Below are 16,343 nucleotides of genomic sequence, written 5' to 3'. Positions count from 1 at the left end.
GGAAGAACAGTTTTTGATGACAAAAAAATTCAAAAAAATTTGTTAAAAATTGATAAAGAAAAAGGTGATAAGTTGATGTATATATATAATGTAATGAAAACTTTAATAGAGTATGCAAGCCATTCAAATGACATCCCAGTTGCTGCAGCTGTTGTAAAGGATGGAAAAATTATTAGTATTAAAAGAAATGACAGTAAAAAGGCTATTTACCACGCGGAGATTCTTGCCATAATTGATGCCACATCAAAGCTTTCTACAAAGGACCTGAGAAGTTGCGAGATGTTTGTGACAAAAGAGCCGTGTCCAATGTGTATGAGTGCGATAGTTTTGAGTAAAGTAAAGAGGCTTTACTTTGGTGCAAGAGATTTTAAGATGGGTGCAGCTGAGTCTTGTTTTAATCTCTCACAAAATCCTTTTTTAAATCATAAGGTAGAAGTGATAGGAGGAATATGTGAAGATGAGTGCAGACTTCTTTTAAAAAGGTTCTTTGAAGAAAAGCGAAGATAAGTTTTCTAAATAGGTAAGTTTTAATACTTGGGTGTGTAAAGTAGAGAATTTGAGGGTATATATCAAGTAGAAGAGATTTTTCAAGTACAAAAGAGGAATTAGTTGTGGTATTTTTGCAGGATGGATAGTACAAAAATTGTGGAAAGAAGGTTGCGTGGAGGAAATGGAGAACAAATTTTTACAGCTTGTGTTTACAAGTAATCTCCAGCTGGTCAAGGTAGTAGAAAAAGAAATATTATCGTTTTTAACAAGAGAAACTAACATATCAGCAGATGAGCTTCTTGAGTTCAAACTCATAGTAAATGAACTTTTAATAAATGCTATTGTTCATGGCAATAAAGGAGACAGTTCAAAATCTGTAAAAGTAAAGGTTGGAATAGTAGACAAAAAACTCAGTTACATTGTTGTGGAGGACGAAGGAGAAGGGTTTGATATAGGAAGGGTGTTCAATGAATACACCCCATATGATGAAAAGGATGAGATAGAGGATTTATATGAATTTGGGCGCGGACTTATGATAGTTGCTTCTCTGTGTGAAAAACTCAAGCAGAACCAGAAAGGAAACAAAATTGTGGCTGTAAGAAGGCTCAAGAAAGAAGAAGATTGTTATGTTTAAAAATAAGATTAAGTTTGAGGGCAAGACTGTCAAAAATGTGCGACAGTCTTTTTTTATTTTGTGCACTTTTTTAGGAACTTTACAAAAGATCAGCCAGAAAGCACATCCCCTTTCAGGGGATTGTGATGAATGGCAGTCATTTTTCTTCTCTTGAATTATCTTGAGAGTACAGGGTATAATAGAAGTAGCAAAAAGTTTTTCGGTATTGTTAGAGGAGTTAAGAAGATGACAAAGGCAGAAAAAATTAAACAAACATGGCAACAAACTAAAGAAAGAAGAAAAAACCAAATACCTGTGGTGTGTCAGTTAAAAATTAATCTTAACTCTGCCTCAAAAGAAACAAAAGAAAAACTTTTTAGGCTGTTTTTAGAAGCGAAATGGTTGTACAACTATATAGTTGCTGACATTGGAAACAGACTTGATAGCAATGCGGAGAAACTAAAAGAAGTTGAAATAAAGGTTGGAGAAAATTTCGAAAGAAGAAGGATTGAAAATCTCAGTTCCCAGATGAAGCAAGCTCTGGTGGAAAGAATAAAGCAGAATTTGTATTCTCTTCACATACAAAAGGAAAATGGTCACAAAACGGGTAAACTGCAGTTCAAACACTATGTCAATTCAATTCCCCTCAAACAATTTGGGAACACTTTTAAGTTTGTTAATCAGCAAAAGACCAGAGTTAAGATACAAGGCATTAAAAAACCTTTGAGGGTACTGGGAGGACATCAGATTCCAGAAGATAGCGAAATAGCAAAAGCAGAACTTGTAAAAAGACCAAGTGGCATTTACCTTTTTGTAACCTGCTACATAAACAAGGGTAGATACACGGAAGCGTGGGAAAGAAGAAAGAACAGAAAAGGTGTAGTAAAACCGAGGGTATGGCAGACGTTCGATGTTGCTGCTGGAATTGATTTTAAACCTGCTGGGATGGTATTATCGAACAGGCTCAAACTTGAATGGCAGATAAAAGAGACAAAACGCTTGAAAAAGTTGCAAAAACAACTTGCACGCCAGCAGAAAGGTTCTAAAAGATGGTATAAAACAAAAGAAAAAATTGCAAGAGAGTATGAAAAATTAACAAACATCAAGTATGACGTAATAAACAAAACCTGTTCATTTTTATATAGATATAAGACAGTTTGTTTTCAAAAAGATAACATCAAAGGTTGGAAGGATGGATATTTTTCAAAGTCAGTACACTACAGTGCAGTAGGGACAATTAAGAGAAGACTGAGCGACAGTCTTCGGGTTCCTGCTGTGGCAATCAAAAGTTCTCTGCCAACAACGAAGACATGCAGCAGTTGCGGAAGTCAGTATGATGTCAAGTTGTCGGAAAGAATTTTCAGATGTCCTGTTTGCGGTTTAGAAATTGATAGAGATTTGAACGCTGCAATAAACATGTTGAAGTTAGTAGGGCTGGACCGGTCCGAAGTCAAGCCCGTGGAGTGGGAGACCGCTGCCAGGATATTCAGGGGCAATCCCTATATCCTGGTAAGTCATACCACGTAGAAGCGGGAAGCCCAACCCCTGAAGGAATCCTATCCCCTTCAGGGGATTGGGAGGAGGTCAAAGTAAAGAACTACCTTCCTGATGCTACTTTGTCTAAATAGTATGAAGGTTTCGGTAAGAGCAGATGAAAATATTTTTGTGAAAGTATCACTTAACAAAGAATTGTTGGTAGAAAGATTTCTCAGAGAAGATGAGGTTTTAGACGCAGTTTTTGAACTAATTGATGGAAAAAACATATTGCAGAAAAGGTGGGTAAATGTTGTGTTCAAGGAATGCTATTTGGATGAGCACATTCATCCTGACGGTTGGTGTGAGATGCACGGCTTTTGCCCTGAAAATGAGAGATTTTTTGAATATAGAAATTTTGGTCCAGGTAGTAGTAAACAAAATCCCAAACGACCTCAACTTGATGAAATAGAAGCTGAGAGGTATACAAAGGAAAATGTTTTAAAAGAGTGGAAAATAGAAATATAGCGTACAAAGTATTAAAAAGTAGGAGCAGGCAAATGCCTGCTTTTTTTATTTTCACCTTTAAAAATGTTTGACCAATCTTGTGTAATCATTTTGAATTTCATATTGCAAATCCTCAAAAAATCGAGTAGAATATTAATAAGCTGACACACAAATCCACATATAAAGAGATGGGTGATGAAAAGAGATGCTTTCAGCAACACGCAGACAAAAAATTAAAGAGATATTGATGGAGAAAAAGAGTGTAACTGTCACAGAGCTTTGCAACATTTTCAATGTATCTGATGAGACAATAAGAAGAGATTTAAAGAAACTGGAACAAGAAGGTATAATTGAAAAGAACTATGGAGGAGCTATTTTAAAAGAAGGGGTATCAATAGTTCCGCCCATTTCACAGCGTTCTAAAGAGTTTATTCAGGAAAAAGAGAGGATTGCACTTGAGGCGTTGAATAGGATAAAAGAGGGCATGGTTGTGATTTTGGATACAGGAACAACCACGCAACAGATAGCAAGAAAACTTAAGAGTTTTCAGCACATAACTGTTATAACCAATGGCATAAATATAGTGAATGAACTTATAACAAATAACAGTATCAACTTATTTTTAGTTGGTGGCAAAGTTAAAAATTCCAATTTTTCAACAGTTGGTCCTGAAGCACAAAAAGCGTTTTTGCAATTTAGTGCTGATATAGCTTTTATAGGAACAAGTGGCATTTCTCTTGAAAAAGGTCTTACTACCTCTGATGTATTTGAAGCAGAGGTAAAAAGGGCAATGATAGATAGCAGTAAAGAGGTTATAGTTGTTGCAGACAGCAGCAAGTTTAAGAAAAATGCCATGGTTTCGTTTGCAACTCTCAACAAAGTGTCTGAAATTATCACAGCAGGTGATATAAGTAGTGAGCTTCTGGAGAGTTTCAGACAAAAGGGTATAAAGATAACAGTAGTATAACTTTTTAAAGAGCCAAGATGAGATTTTTATGTTGAAAGGGGCAAACCTTTAATGGAAAAGATTCTTACAATAGACATTGGAACCACTGCCTGCAAAGTGATACTTTTTGACCTTGAAGGCAATATCCTTGCAAAATCAAACAGGGAATATCCAACATATACACCACAGATTGAATGGGCTGAACAAGACCCGCTTGATTGGTGGAAGGAAGCGGTAGAAGGTATCAGGGAAGTTGTACAAGCAGCAGGAGCAGAAGGTATTTTGGCAATTGGGCTATCATCTCAAAGGGAGACGGTTGTTCCACTTGACAGGAAAGGAAATGTTCTGTCAAGAGCTATCTCGTGGATGGATAGGCGTTCACGCCCTGAGGCGGAAGAGATTTCACGGCAGTTTGGGAAAGACACAATACATAAAATAACTGGTCTGATTCCAGACTCTACATTTACAGCAACAAAGCTTTTGTGGCTCAAAAAACATCAGCCAGAGATTTTGCAAAAAGCTTATGTTTTTCTGCAGCCAAAAGAGTTTATAGGGTACATGCTTACAGGCGAAGCTGCTACAGACCATTCACTGGCAAGCAGAACAATGATGTTTGATATAAACAAAAGACAGTGGTGGGAAGACATATTTGAGTTTGTGGGGATAAAGTCCTCTCAGTTTCCAAGACTTTGCTATGCAGATGAGGTCATAGGGTATTTGAAAGAAGATGTTGCAAAAATCCTGGGGCTCAAAAGCGGAATACCAGTTGTAAGCGGTGGCGGAGATAGGCCCTTAGAAGCATTAGGAGCAGGGATTGTAGGAAGCCGTGTTATGGAGTCAACAGGGACTGCAACAAATGTGTCGATGTCATCTGATAAAGTCCCAGAGAGTCTTGACCCAAGGGTTGTGTGTTCCTGCCATGTGATAAGGGATCACTACCTGATTGAGCAGGGGATGAACACAAGCGGTACGATTTTAAGATGGATAAGAGACAACTTTTACAGAGGCGAGAAGGAAAAAGGCGAGAATGTTTATGAGCTGATTGATATTGAAGCTGAGAGTTCAAAGCCGGGTGCAAATGGGATTTTACTTTTACCATTTTTTATGGGCAGCCGAGCGACAAGATGGAACCCTGACGCAAAAGGGGTTTTGTTTGGGCTGACTTTGACACATTCAAGGGCTGATGTTGCAAGGGCTGTGCTTGAAGGGATTTCGTATGAAATAAGAGCGTGCATAGAAATTTTAGAGTCTATGGGGCTTAAGCCTGAGAGTATAGTTTCTATGGGGGGTGGTGCAAAGAGCAGAGTATGGAGCAGAATTAAGGCTGATGTTCTTGGCAAAAAGGTTGTTGTTGAAAAAGTACAGGAGGCGGCATCAAAAGGTGCGATGATTCTTGCGTCATATGCAGTTGGTGCAAGGGGAAGCTTAATTGAGGAAAAAAGAGAAGTGCTTTTTGAGTACCAGCCAGACAGCAAAAACCATGAGATTTATAACAGAGTGTATGAAATATACAACGAGCTTTACAGTTCAGTTTCCAGCCTTTATCCAAAGCTTTCTCAATATTGATGGTTAGGAGGTCTTTGTTTTGCTTGTAAATTTAAATAAGGTTTTAAGTTATACAAAAGTGAAAAAGTTTGGTGTGGGGATGTTCAATGGGCTTTCTGCCGATTTTTATGAAGGGCTGATTGATGCTGCAGAGCAGCTCAGATGTCCAATTATTATTGGTGTTGCTGACAGGTTTGTTGACAGGCTTGATTTTGAGATGATTGCAGAGGTCATGATTTTCCTTGCAAAAAGGGCATCTGTTCCGGTATGTGTTCATCTTGACCATGCAAAAAGTCTGAAAAATATCATCAGAGCAATAAAGGCTGGGTTTACATCTGTTATGTTTGATGGTTCAAGCTTGCCGTTTGAAGAGAATATACAAAAAACCAAGGAAATTGTTGAGATAGCACACTCTGTTGGTGTGAGCGTTGAAGGTGAGCTTGGAGTTGTGGGTAGAGGTGACTGGGATTTTAAAAACCCAGAGTTTTACACAAAGCCTGAAGAGGCAGAGATTTTTGCTGCGCAGACAAATGTTGATGCTTTGGCTGTTGCAATTGGTACTGTGCATGGGGTTTATAAAGGTGAGCCGCGGCTTGATTTTGAGAGGCTTTCTGAAATAAGAAAAAGGGTTGACTGCTATCTTGTACTTCATGGCGGCTCTGGACTTTCAGATGATGATTTTAAAAAGTGCATTGAGTATGGAATTAACAAGGTAAATATCTTTACAGACCTGACCTTGGCTATAAACTCTCAGCTCCCAGAATTTGTGAGCAAAACTGAGGATTTGACACCTGCCATCTTTGAGAGAATAAGAGAGATTGTCAAAAAGGAAGCCATAAAAAAACTAAAAGTTTTTGGTAGTTACGATATAGTTTAATTAATTTAACAAATTTTACAAGAACAAAAATCTTGGTGGAGGTGTTTTTTGAGATGAACGAGCCAATTTACAAATATCTGAAGATTGGGACAATTCATTTTATGTCTTACCCACAGGTAATTGATGGTGAAGGTCCAATTGAAGAGACATTGAAATCAATTCTTGAAGATGACTACTTCAATGCAGTTGAGGTCACATGGATAAAAGACCCAGAGGTAAGAAAGAGAGTAAAAGATATGCTAAAATCTGCCCATGTCACAGTTGCATATGGAGGTCAGCCGAGGCTTTTGAGAACTGGTCTTAATCCAAACGACTATGACAGCGAAAAGAGGAAAAAAGCCATTGAGATTTTAAAAGAAGGTATTGACGAGGCATACGAGCTTGGAGCAGTTGGGTTTGGATTTTTGTCAAGACAGTATGACGAGGCAAGAAAGGATGAGGCTTTTAAGATTTTGATTGAAACAACAAAAGAGCTTTGTGACTATGCAAAGTCAAAAGGCAATCTTATGATAGAGCTTGAAGTATTTGACTTTGACATTGACAAAAAGAGTTTGATTGGACCTGCTGAGCTTGCAGCAAGATTTGCAGCCGAGATTAGAAAAGAATATGACAATTTTGGATTGATTGTAGATTTGAGCCATCTTCCACTTACAAGAGAAACAGCTGAGCAGGCGCTCTTGCCTGTAAAAGACTACCTCACACATGTTCATATAGGTAACGCTGTTGTAAAGGATAAGAACCATCCAGCATATGGAGACAAACATCCAATGTTTGGAATAGAGGGCGGCGAAAACGACGTTGAAGAGGTAATTGAATTTTTGAGAGTCTTAAAAGAGATAGGATTTTTAAATCCAGAAAAAAGACCTATCTTGAGCTTTGAAGTATCGCCTATGCCAGGGCAGGACCCGAAAATTGTGCTTGCAAGCTCAAAGAGGGTTTTGAACGAAGCATGGGCAAGATTATAAGAATTTTTCTTAATAAATAGAAAAGTACTTAGCAAGTAATGGGAGGGAGAATTTATATGAAGATACTTGTGACAAGAAGAATAATGGAGCCTGCGATTGAGCTTTTGAAAAAGTACGGTGAGGTTGAAGTAAATCCCCACGACAGACCAATGACAAGAGAAGAACTTTTGAAAGCAATAGCTGACAAGGACGCAGTTTTGACCCAGCTTGTTGACAAAGTTGACAGTGAGTTTTTCGACCATGCACCAAATGTGAAGATTGTTGCAAACTATGCAGTTGGTTACGATAACATAGATGTTGAAGAGGCAACAAGAAGGGGTGTTTATGTAACAAACACGCCAGACGTTCTGACAAACGCAACAGCTGAGCTTGCGTGGGCACTGTTGTTTGCTGCGGCAAGAAGAATAGTTGAGGCTGACAAATTTATGAGAGGCGGGCATTACAAAGGTTGGGGTCCTATGCTCTTTTTAGGCAAGGGCGTGACAGGTAAAACTCTTGGTGTAATTGGTGCTGGCAGGATTGGCCAGGCTTTTGCAAGAATGTCAAAAGGATTTAACATGAAGATTTTATACTATGATTTTGAGAGAAAAGAAAATTTTGAAAAAGAGATGGGTGCTCAATTTGTGCCACTGGATGAACTTTTGAAAGAAGCAGATTTTATATCAATCCATGTGCCGCTCACACCACAAACAAGGCATTTAATTGGCGAAAGAGAATTTTCTCTCATGAAACCGTCGGCAATCTTAATTAACACAGCACGCGGACCAATTGTAGATGAAAAAGCACTTGTCAAAGCTCTCAAAGAAAAGAAGATTTTTGCAGCAGGTCTTGATGTGTATGAGAGAGAGCCTGAGTTTGAGCCAGAACTGGCTGAACTTGACAATGTTGTGATGCTTCCACACATTGGTTCTGCAACAGAAGAGTCAAGACTTGACATGGCAATGCTTGCAGCAAACAATATAGTAGATTTCATTGAGGGAAGAGTTCCAAGAACACTTGTCAATAAAGAGGTTTTAAACAAGAAGTAATAAAGCATCTCCTTTTGGTAAATATTTCCCTGCGGGAAGTGACTTGTCCCGCAGGGAGCATTTAAATTAGCAAAATTGATTATTTTAAAAAGCAGAAGAGAGTGCTATAATATTTTTGTGAACAATACGAAACAGCGTTTCATAATATGAAACAGGAGAGACTGATATGTCGCAAAATTCTGTTCAGTCAATTGAAAGGGCGTTTGAGATAATCGAAGCTTTGGCTGTTGAGCCAAAAGGGCTTTCAATCACTCAGCTTTCCCAAAAACTTTCTCTTCACAAGACCACTGTCCACAGGATTTTGCAGACACTACTTAACAGAGGGTATGTTCATAAAGACCCTCAGACCCTGCGCTACAAGCTTGGTGTAAAGTTTGTTGAGATTTCAAGCCTTTATCTTAACAACATTGAACTCAAAACCGAAGCACATCCGTTTTTGCGTGAGCTTGTGGCCATGTTAAATGTCACTGTACACCTGGCAATTCTTGACGGTACTGATGTTGTATACATTGACAAGATTGAACAGGTAAACTCAATAAGGCTTTACTCCTCAATTGGCAAAAGAGTCCCTGCATACTGCACAGCTCTTGGGAAAGTGATGCTTAGCAAGCTTTCAGATGAAGAAGTTGAAAAGATGCTATCAACAATTTCTCTGAAACCATATACACAAAACACCATAACGGATGTAGAAAAGCTTATGCATGAGATAAGATTTGTTCGAAATAGAGGCTTTGCAGTTGACAATGAAGAGTTGCAAGAAGGTGTGAGGTGTATCGCTGCTCCTATATATGACTATAGAGGCGAGATGATTGCTGCTATTAGCATTTCAGCACCGACCAGTGTACTGCCACCTCACAAAGATGAAGAAATAGCGCAAAAGGTTGTTGAGACTGCAAAGAAGATTTCTCACAGGCTTGGGTATGTCGAGGATAAAGAAGATTATCAAGGAAAGGAGATGCAAGAGGATGGAAAAGGAACAGGTACTGCAAAAGATAAATGACAATGGGCTTGTTGTTGTTGTTCGTGCAGAGACTAAGGAGAAGGCTCTCAAGATTACAGAGGCATGTATAAAAGGTGGTGCCAGCGCAATTGAGATAACCTTTACAGTGCCCGGCGCTGACGAGATAATAAAGTATCTTACAAGCACGTACAAGGAGGATGAGATTATAATAGGAGCAGGTACAGTTCTTGACAGCGAAACAGCACGAATTGCAATTTTAGCCGGTGCAAAGTTTGTTGTAAGTCCATACCTCAATCCTGAAATGGTAAAACTTTGTAACAGGTACAGGATAGCTTCAATGCCCGGCGCTATGACAATAAAAGAGGTTGTGGAAGCCCTTGAGTGCGGTGCAGATGTTATAAAAATCTTTCCTGGCGAGCTTTTCGGGCCGAAAATTATAAAAGCATACAAAGGACCAATCCCACAGGCAAGGCTTATGCCAACAGGTGGGGTTGATCTTGACAATGTTGATGAGTGGATAAAAGCGGGTGCTTTTGCTGTGGGCGTTGGCGGTAATATAACAAAGTATGCAAAGGATGGAGACTTTAGCAAAGTAGAAGAGGTATGCAGGCAGTTTGTGGAGAAGATAAAGATGGCAAAGGGGAAGGTACAGAAGTGATGTTTGAGGTGACAAGTTTTGGTGAGATAATGCTGAGGCTTTCACCGCCTGGGTATCAGAGGATTTTACAGGCGACAAGTTTTGATATCAATTTTGGCGGGGCTGAAGCAAACGTTGTTGTTGCTCTGTCAAACATTGGGGTGAAGACAAGCTATGTTACACTCCTTCCACAAAACCCTATTGGTGATGCTACTGTAAACTTTTTGAGAAGATATGGAGTTGACACAAGCTATATAAAAAGAAAAGGTAAAAGGATTGGAATTTACTTTCTTGAAAAGGGTGTAGGGCAGAGAGCATCTTCTGTTGTGTACGACAGAGCAGATTCTGCCATAAATGAGATACAGCCTGGGGATATCGACTGGGAAGATATTTTGAAAAAGACCAAGATATTTTTCTCAACAGGAATCACTGCTGCTTTATCACAAAATGTGTTAAATGAACTAAAAGTGGCTTTCAAGACAGCAAAAAATGCAGGTGCAAAGGTGGCGTTTGACATCAATTATAGGTCAAAACTGTGGAACTATGAAAGAGCAAATGAAGTGATTTCAGATCTTATGTCGTATGTGGACATTTTAATTACAAACGAAGAGCATGTGAGAAGAGTTTTAAAGATTGATATGGAAGAAAAATATTTTGAAGGCATTGACCTTACTACAGATGGTCAAAAGATTTTATTTGAAAGATTGCAAACAAAGTACCAAAACTTGGAGAGAATAATTCTTGCTGCAAGAAGGAGTATATCTGCTTCTAAAAACATCTTTTTTGCTTATACAAAAGATGAAAATGGAAATATTGTATTTTCAAAAAAGCGCGAAATAGAAGTTATTGACAGGGTTGGCGGCGGAGATGCTTTTACAGCAGGTGTTTTATATGGAATTTTAAGAGAGCTTGAGAGCGATAAGATGCTTGAGGTAGCAACATACATGTGTGCTTTGAAGCACACTGTAGAAGGTGATAGTCTCATTACGTCTGAAGACGAGATTAAACAGGCACTTGGGCATGACAGTTCTGGTATGATGAAAAGATAATTATAAAAAGGAGGTATTTTCTAAAATGGAAGTAAAATATGCAATGCATCCTGATCAATTTAAGACTTTGACTACAGATGAGATACGAAAGGAGTTTTTGATTGAAAACTTGTTTGAATATGGAAAAATCAACATGGTCTACACTCATGTTGACAGGGTTATTGTTGGCGGTGCTGTGCCAACGGTAGAAGTTCTAATCTTGGAAGATGGCAAAGAGATTGGTGCTCAGTATTTTCTTGAAAGAAGAGAGATTGGGATAATCAATATAGGCAGCAAAGGGTATGTTGTGGCAGATGGTCAAAAGTTTGAACTTGACAAGAGGGACGGACTTTACATTGGCATGGGAACAAAGAAAATAGAGTTTGGTAGTGACGAGCCTGCAAATCCTGCCAAGTTCTACTTTGTATCAACTCCTGCACATAAACAATATCCAATAGAAAAGATTGACATAAAAAATACTGAGGCAACTCATCTTGGTTCGCTTTCAGAGTCAAATGAAAGAACAATATATAAATACATCCATCCAGACGGGGTAAAAAGCTGTCAGCTTGTAATGGGAATGACAATTTTAGAGCCAAACAATGTATGGAATACAATGCCTTGCCATTTGCATGATAGGAGAATGGAAGTATACTTTTATTTTGACATGCCTGAAGATGCTTTTGTGTTGCATTTGATGGGAAAGCCGCAGGAGACAAGACATATTATTGTAAGAAACGAACAGGCTGTAATCAGTCCAAGCTGGTCTATACACTCTGGAGTTGGCACTAAAAATTATACATTCATCTGGGCAATGGCTGGAGAAAACCAGTCATATTCTGATGTTAATCCTGTTCCAATGAAGGAACTTAAATAACAAAAATATAATTTATGGAGGTGTGTTTAAAATGATACTTGACAAATTCAAACTTGATGGGAAAGTTGCAATTGTAACAGGTGCGTCAACAGGTTTGGGTCAGGGAATGGCAATTGCTTTAGCCGAGGCTGGAGCTGATATTGTTGGTGTTGATTATGTTCCATGTACAGAGACAAAACAAAAAATAGAATCAATTGGAAGAAGGTTTTTGGAGATTCAGGCAAACTTAATGACAATCGAGCCGATTAACATGATTATAGAAAAGACAATTCAGGAGTTTGGCAGGCTTGACATTTTAGTGAACAATGCAGGAATAATCAGAAGATGTGATGCTATTGACTTTACAGAAAAAGACTGGGACGATGTGCTTGCAATTAATCTCAAGACAGTATTCTTCTTCTGTCAGGCGGCAGCAAGACAGTTCATCAAACAAGGAACAGGCGGAAAAATAATAAACATTGCATCCATGCTTTCGTTCCAGGGCGGAATTAGAGTTCCATCATACACAGCAAGCAAAAGCGGTGTTGCAGGTCTTACAAAAGCGCTTGCAAATGAGTGGGCAAAGTACAATATAAACGTCAATGCAATTGCACCGGGTTATATGGCAACAAACAATACTCAGCAGCTTCGTGAAGACCCTGTAAGAAGTGCTGAGATACTTTCAAGAATTCCGGCAGGTCGATGGGGAACACCGGAAGATTTGCAGGGAGCAGTTGTATTTTTGGCTTCTGATGCGTCAGAATATGTCAATGGCTGTATATTGAATGTTGATGGTGGCTGGCTTGCAAGGTAAAAATGTTTTTTGGGGGTTTTTGATATGAACCAGTATAAAGCATGGCAAAATGAACTTATTGCAAAGGACATTGTAGAAAGACTTAATAGAAGAAAATACAATGCTTTTTATGCACCGACTTTAGAAGATGCAAGAAAAAAAGTTTTGGAATTGATCCCCGAGGGTTCAAGTATAGCCCTCGGGGGTTCTGTTACAATAGAAGAGTTGGGTTTAATAGAAATATTCAGAAATGGTCCATATAAGCTTTTTGATAGGTACAAACAAATGACAGCTGAAGAGAGAATTGAACTTATGCGTCAGTCGCTTTTAGCAGATGTTCTTGTCACATCTACTAATGCAATTACTAAAAATGGAGAGCTTGTAAATGTGGACTGCTCAGGTAACAGAGTATCTGCTATGATTTTCGGGCCAAAAAAGGTAATAATTGTAGCTGGTGTTAACAAGGTTGTTGAAGACTTGGATGAAGCATTCAAGAGACTTAAAAAGATTGCACCTATGAATTCAAAAAGGAATAATCACAAAACTCCATGTGTTGAAACAGGATACTGTATGGATTGCCAGATTAAGGCAAGAATGTGCAATTATATTACCATAATAAACCATGGTATGAAATTTGAGGGTCGTATAAATATTGTTATTGTTCCTTTCGAGATGGGATTCTAAAGAAATGAAGCTTCATGATTAAAATTGTCACTATAACCTTAAAAATTTCCATGACAATTTGAAAAGTTCCTGAACTCCTGTCATGTTAATATTTTCATATGTATTTTAATATTTTCTTGATGCAAAAGGCACTCTTTCGAATTAAAATAAATGTTGAAAATTAATTTATGTAATATGCATAGTGAAACAGATAAAATTTTCGATAGATTTTTGCAATCTCAATTAAGATATATGAGTCATATGTGAAAGGATGGATTGAGGAATGAAAAAATTAAAACAATTTGCAAAGGCAAATTATTCGGTAAGAATGGCAAACAGTGTGCTTGCAAAGTTTCCGGAACTTACAGATAAGTGGCAGTATGATTACGGTGTAGTTTTCAAGGGTTTTGAATATATATATGAAAACACAGGAAATGAAGAGTACTTTGAATATATAAAAAAGAATATAGATTATTTTGTTCAGGATGATGGAAGTATAAAGAAGTACTCACCCGAAGAGTACAATATAGACCATATAAACAACGGGAAAGCAGTGTTGTTTTTATATAGAAAAACAGGAGAGGAAAAGTATAGAAAAGCAGCACAGCTTCTCAGAAGTCAGCTCAAAACTCATCCAAGGACAACAGAAGGTGGGTTTTGGCACAAAAACATATATCCTCATCAGATGTGGCTTGATGGAATTTACATGGGTTCACCTTTTTATGCCGAGTATGCAACACTTATAGGGCAGGATGAAGCTGAAGATATCTTCGATGATGTTGCAAAACAGGTTATTCTCTGTGCAAAAAATACAAAAGACCCTATTACAGGTTTGCATTTTCACGGATGGGATGAAAGTAGACAGCAGAAATGGGCAAATAAAATCACAGGTTGTTCTCCAAATTTCTGGGGAAGAGCAATGGGCTGGTTTGCAATGGCAATAGTTGATGTGCTTGACTTTCTACCCCAAGATCATCAGTCAAGAGAAACCATTTTATCTATTTTCAAGCAGCTTATTGACGCTATTTTGAAGTATCAAGACCCTGAGACAGGTGTTTGGTATCAGGTTGTTAACTTTATAGGCAGAAATGGAAACTATCCTGAGGCTTCAGCTTCATGCATGTTTGCATATGCACTTGCAAAGGGAATAGAAAAGGGATATTTGGACTCAAGTTATATAAAAGCACTTGAAAGAGCATATGAGGGGATAATTTACAGGTTTGTTGAAGAGGATGAGAACGGGCTTTTAAATCTCAATGGAGTTTGTATGGTTGCAGGACTTGGTGGAAATCCGTACAGAGATGGGTCGTATGAGTATTATATCAGTGAACCAATAAAGACAAATGACCTAAAAGGTATTGGAGCATTTTTGAAAGCAAGTGCATGGGTAGAAAGGCTTTTTGAGTAAGTTTCTAAAACAGGAGGTCAAAGGGGAAGATGGTTGTAAATGTTGTTGAGTTTGGAGCAAAGGGTAATGGCATTGACAAGGACACAGAAGCTTTTAAAAGGGCAATAGAAGCGTGTGAAAAGCATGGTGGGGGAACAATTTTTGTCCCGGCAGGTATATATCATACAGGTCCAATTCATCTTAAAAGTAACATGACACTTTATATAGAAAATGGTGCTGTGCTAAAGTTTTCACAGGACATAGAAGATTATCCGCTTGTATATACACGCTGGGAAGGCGAAGAAATGCAGGTTTATTCTCCACTGATATATGCTGAAAATGCTGAAAACGTTGCGGTTGTTGGATTTGGCACTATTGATGGACAGGGCGAGAAATGGTGGCGTCTTCACAGGGATAAAGAGCTTAAATATCCAAGACCTCGTTCTATATGTTTTTACAGATGTAATAATGTAACCATCGAAGGAATAAAGATAGTAAACTCTCCAAGCTGGACAGTAAATCCTATAGAATGCCAGAATGTTACAGTTCATAATGTTAAAATTCAAAATCCTTATGATTCGCCAAACACAGATGGGATAAATCCTGAGTCATGCAAAGGTGTGAGAATTTCAAACTGTTACATAGATGTTGGTGATGACTGCGTAACATTAAAATCCGGGACAGAGGACTGTAAAGAAAGGATACCCTGTGAGAACATTACCATCACAAACTGTATCATGGCGCACGGGCATGGCGGGGTTGTTATTGGTAGTGAGATGAGCGGTGGCGTTAGGAATGTTGTTATCTCAAACTGCGTTTTTGAGGGGACAGACAGAGGAATAAGAATCAAAACCCGACGTGGAAGAGGAGGAGTTGTTGAGGATATAAGAGTTTCAAACATTGTTATGAAAAATGTAATGTGTCCATTTGCATTTTATATGTATTATCATTGCGGCAAAGGCGGGAAAGAAAAGAAGGTTTGGGACAAGTCACCTTATCCTGTAGACAGTACAACTCCAGTGGTAAGAAGAATTTATATAAGCGATGTTGTTGTGAGAGAGGCACGAGCTGCAGCAGGCTTTTTATATGGTCTTACCGAGATGCCAATCGAAGATGTTGTATTTTCTAATGTTACAGTTGAGATGGCACAAAACCCTGAACCTGAACTTCCTGCCATGATGAGCTATTTAGAGCCAATGGCAAAAAGAGGGTTTGTAATAAATACTGTTAAAAATATCAGATTCATGAATGTTTCTGTGATTAATCAGGAAGGTGCAGCATTTGAACTTAACAATTGTGAGAATGTAGAGTTTTACAGGTGCAGGGCAAAAGATACAGCAGATTATGGGAGGATTTTGAGTTTGGATAACGTATCTAATTTGGTTGCTGAGTAGAGATAAAATAAAGACAGGGGTTAGAGTGAAGAAACTTAAAGCCGAGGACCCTAACCCCTGTTCACAAAATAGATCTTCAAATAACCAGTTATTAAAAATTTTTCACCAAACTATTAATATTATCACATAAAAATGGGGGTGTGTTCAAAGAAAAAAAGATTGAAAAATTGTATATATTAGG

The 16,343-nt window shown here is 38.3% G+C and carries 17 protein-coding genes; all 17 read left to right on the top strand.

Annotated features, from left to right (window positions below):
- Window positions 1–75 precede the first annotated feature (75 nt).
- The 17 genes from COB47_RS10835 to COB47_RS10755 all read left to right on the top strand — a co-directional run bounded on the left by COB47_RS10835 (window position 76) and on the right by COB47_RS10755 (window position 16,162).
- Entirely contained in the window at window positions 76–507 is a 432-nt protein-coding gene (locus COB47_RS10835) for a nucleoside deaminase (protein ID WP_013291401.1), read from the top strand.
- 163 nt (window positions 508–670) lie between these two features.
- On the top strand, window positions 671–1,123 hold the full coding sequence (locus tag COB47_RS10830) for an ATP-binding protein (protein ID WP_013291400.1): 453 nt from the start codon (window positions 671–673) through the stop codon (window positions 1,121–1,123).
- Between the two features lie 225 nt (window positions 1,124–1,348).
- Complete coding sequence (locus tag COB47_RS10825; protein ID WP_041742829.1) at window positions 1,349–2,629, top strand: RNA-guided endonuclease InsQ/TnpB family protein; 1,281 nt, start codon at window positions 1,349–1,351, stop codon at window positions 2,627–2,629.
- A gap of 138 nt (window positions 2,630–2,767) precedes the next feature.
- Entirely contained in the window at window positions 2,768–3,103 is a 336-nt protein-coding gene (locus COB47_RS12040; protein WP_237698910.1) for a PemB family protein, read from the top strand.
- Window positions 3,104–3,287: 184 nt separating this feature from the next.
- Complete coding sequence (locus tag COB47_RS10815; RefSeq protein ID WP_013291398.1) at window positions 3,288–4,049, top strand: DeoR/GlpR family DNA-binding transcription regulator; 762 nt, start codon at window positions 3,288–3,290, stop codon at window positions 4,047–4,049.
- 51 nt (window positions 4,050–4,100) lie between these two features.
- Window positions 4,101–5,594 carry a xylulokinase gene (gene xylB, locus COB47_RS10810; protein WP_013291397.1) on the top strand — a complete coding sequence of 498 codons (1,494 nt, stop codon included), beginning with the start codon at window positions 4,101–4,103 and terminating at the stop codon, window positions 5,592–5,594.
- A gap of 19 nt (window positions 5,595–5,613) precedes the next feature.
- Window positions 5,614–6,450 (top strand): class II fructose-bisphosphate aldolase, encoded by an 837-nt coding sequence (locus COB47_RS10805; protein WP_013291396.1) that lies wholly within the window; start codon window positions 5,614–5,616, stop codon window positions 6,448–6,450.
- Window positions 6,451–6,503: 53 nt separating this feature from the next.
- On the top strand, window positions 6,504–7,415 hold the full coding sequence (locus COB47_RS10800) for a sugar phosphate isomerase/epimerase family protein (RefSeq protein ID WP_013291395.1): 912 nt from the start codon (window positions 6,504–6,506) through the stop codon (window positions 7,413–7,415).
- A 56-nt stretch (window positions 7,416–7,471) separates the two neighbouring features.
- The gene (locus COB47_RS10795; protein WP_013291394.1) at window positions 7,472–8,443 is read left to right on the top strand and encodes a 2-hydroxyacid dehydrogenase; all 972 of its coding nucleotides are present in this window, start codon (window positions 7,472–7,474) and stop codon (window positions 8,441–8,443) included.
- Between the two features lie 166 nt (window positions 8,444–8,609).
- Window positions 8,610–9,443 carry an IclR family transcriptional regulator gene (locus COB47_RS10790; protein WP_013291393.1) on the top strand — a complete coding sequence of 278 codons (834 nt, stop codon included), beginning with the start codon at window positions 8,610–8,612 and terminating at the stop codon, window positions 9,441–9,443.
- On the top strand, window positions 9,409–10,062 hold the full coding sequence (locus COB47_RS10785) for a bifunctional 2-keto-4-hydroxyglutarate aldolase/2-keto-3-deoxy-6-phosphogluconate aldolase (RefSeq protein ID WP_013291392.1): 654 nt from the start codon (window positions 9,409–9,411) through the stop codon (window positions 10,060–10,062). Before COB47_RS10790 ends, COB47_RS10785 begins: the two co-directional genes overlap by 35 nt.
- On the top strand, window positions 10,062–11,090 hold the full coding sequence (locus COB47_RS10780) for a sugar kinase (protein WP_013291391.1): 1,029 nt from the start codon (window positions 10,062–10,064) through the stop codon (window positions 11,088–11,090). Before COB47_RS10785 ends, COB47_RS10780 begins: the two co-directional genes overlap by 1 nt.
- Before the next feature lie 25 nt (window positions 11,091–11,115).
- Window positions 11,116–11,946, top strand: coding sequence for a 5-dehydro-4-deoxy-D-glucuronate isomerase (gene kduI / locus COB47_RS10775; protein ID WP_013291390.1), 831 nt, complete (start codon window positions 11,116–11,118; stop codon window positions 11,944–11,946).
- 31 nt (window positions 11,947–11,977) lie between these two features.
- On the top strand, window positions 11,978–12,739 hold the full coding sequence (gene kduD / locus COB47_RS10770; protein WP_013291389.1) for a 2-dehydro-3-deoxy-D-gluconate 5-dehydrogenase KduD: 762 nt from the start codon (window positions 11,978–11,980) through the stop codon (window positions 12,737–12,739).
- Window positions 12,740–12,763: 24 nt separating this feature from the next.
- On the top strand, window positions 12,764–13,402 hold the full coding sequence (locus COB47_RS10765) for a lactate utilization protein (RefSeq protein WP_013291388.1): 639 nt from the start codon (window positions 12,764–12,766) through the stop codon (window positions 13,400–13,402).
- 262 nt (window positions 13,403–13,664) lie between these two features.
- Window positions 13,665–14,789, top strand: coding sequence for a glycoside hydrolase family 88/105 protein (locus tag COB47_RS10760; RefSeq protein ID WP_013291387.1), 1,125 nt, complete (start codon window positions 13,665–13,667; stop codon window positions 14,787–14,789).
- A 29-nt stretch (window positions 14,790–14,818) separates the two neighbouring features.
- Window positions 14,819–16,162 carry a glycoside hydrolase family 28 protein gene (locus COB47_RS10755; RefSeq protein WP_013291386.1) on the top strand — a complete coding sequence of 448 codons (1,344 nt, stop codon included), beginning with the start codon at window positions 14,819–14,821 and terminating at the stop codon, window positions 16,160–16,162.
- The last annotated feature ends 181 nt before the right edge of the window (window positions 16,163–16,343 follow it).

This window comes from Caldicellulosiruptor obsidiansis OB47, assembly GCF_000145215.1.
Lineage (GTDB): Bacteria > Bacillota > Thermoanaerobacteria > Caldicellulosiruptorales > Caldicellulosiruptoraceae > Caldicellulosiruptor > Caldicellulosiruptor obsidiansis.
This window is presented reverse-complemented; position numbering and strand designations above follow the sequence as displayed.

Coding starts and splice junctions, on each gene's coding strand:
- COB47_RS10760 (WP_013291387.1), top strand. CDS start 13,665: ATGAAAAAATTAAAACAATTTGCAAAGGCAAATTATTCGGTAAGAATG.
- COB47_RS10795 (WP_013291394.1), top strand. CDS start 7,472: ATGAAGATACTTGTGACAAGAAGAATAATGGAGCCTGCGATTGAGCTT.
- kduI (WP_013291390.1), top strand. CDS start 11,116: ATGGAAGTAAAATATGCAATGCATCCTGATCAATTTAAGACTTTGACT.
- COB47_RS10785 (WP_013291392.1), top strand. CDS start 9,409: ATGGAAAAGGAACAGGTACTGCAAAAGATAAATGACAATGGGCTTGTT.
- COB47_RS10755 (WP_013291386.1), top strand. CDS start 14,819: ATGGTTGTAAATGTTGTTGAGTTTGGAGCAAAGGGTAATGGCATTGAC.
- COB47_RS10815 (WP_013291398.1), top strand. CDS start 3,288: ATGCTTTCAGCAACACGCAGACAAAAAATTAAAGAGATATTGATGGAG.
- COB47_RS10800 (WP_013291395.1), top strand. CDS start 6,504: ATGAACGAGCCAATTTACAAATATCTGAAGATTGGGACAATTCATTTT.
- COB47_RS10790 (WP_013291393.1), top strand. CDS start 8,610: ATGTCGCAAAATTCTGTTCAGTCAATTGAAAGGGCGTTTGAGATAATC.
- kduD (WP_013291389.1), top strand. CDS start 11,978: ATGATACTTGACAAATTCAAACTTGATGGGAAAGTTGCAATTGTAACA.
- COB47_RS10835 (WP_013291401.1), top strand. CDS start 76: ATGTATATATATAATGTAATGAAAACTTTAATAGAGTATGCAAGCCAT.
- COB47_RS10825 (WP_041742829.1), top strand. CDS start 1,349: ATGACAAAGGCAGAAAAAATTAAACAAACATGGCAACAAACTAAAGAA.
- xylB (WP_013291397.1), top strand. CDS start 4,101: ATGGAAAAGATTCTTACAATAGACATTGGAACCACTGCCTGCAAAGTG.
- COB47_RS10765 (WP_013291388.1), top strand. CDS start 12,764: ATGAACCAGTATAAAGCATGGCAAAATGAACTTATTGCAAAGGACATT.
- COB47_RS10830 (WP_013291400.1), top strand. CDS start 671: ATGGAGAACAAATTTTTACAGCTTGTGTTTACAAGTAATCTCCAGCTG.
- COB47_RS10780 (WP_013291391.1), top strand. CDS start 10,062: ATGTTTGAGGTGACAAGTTTTGGTGAGATAATGCTGAGGCTTTCACCG.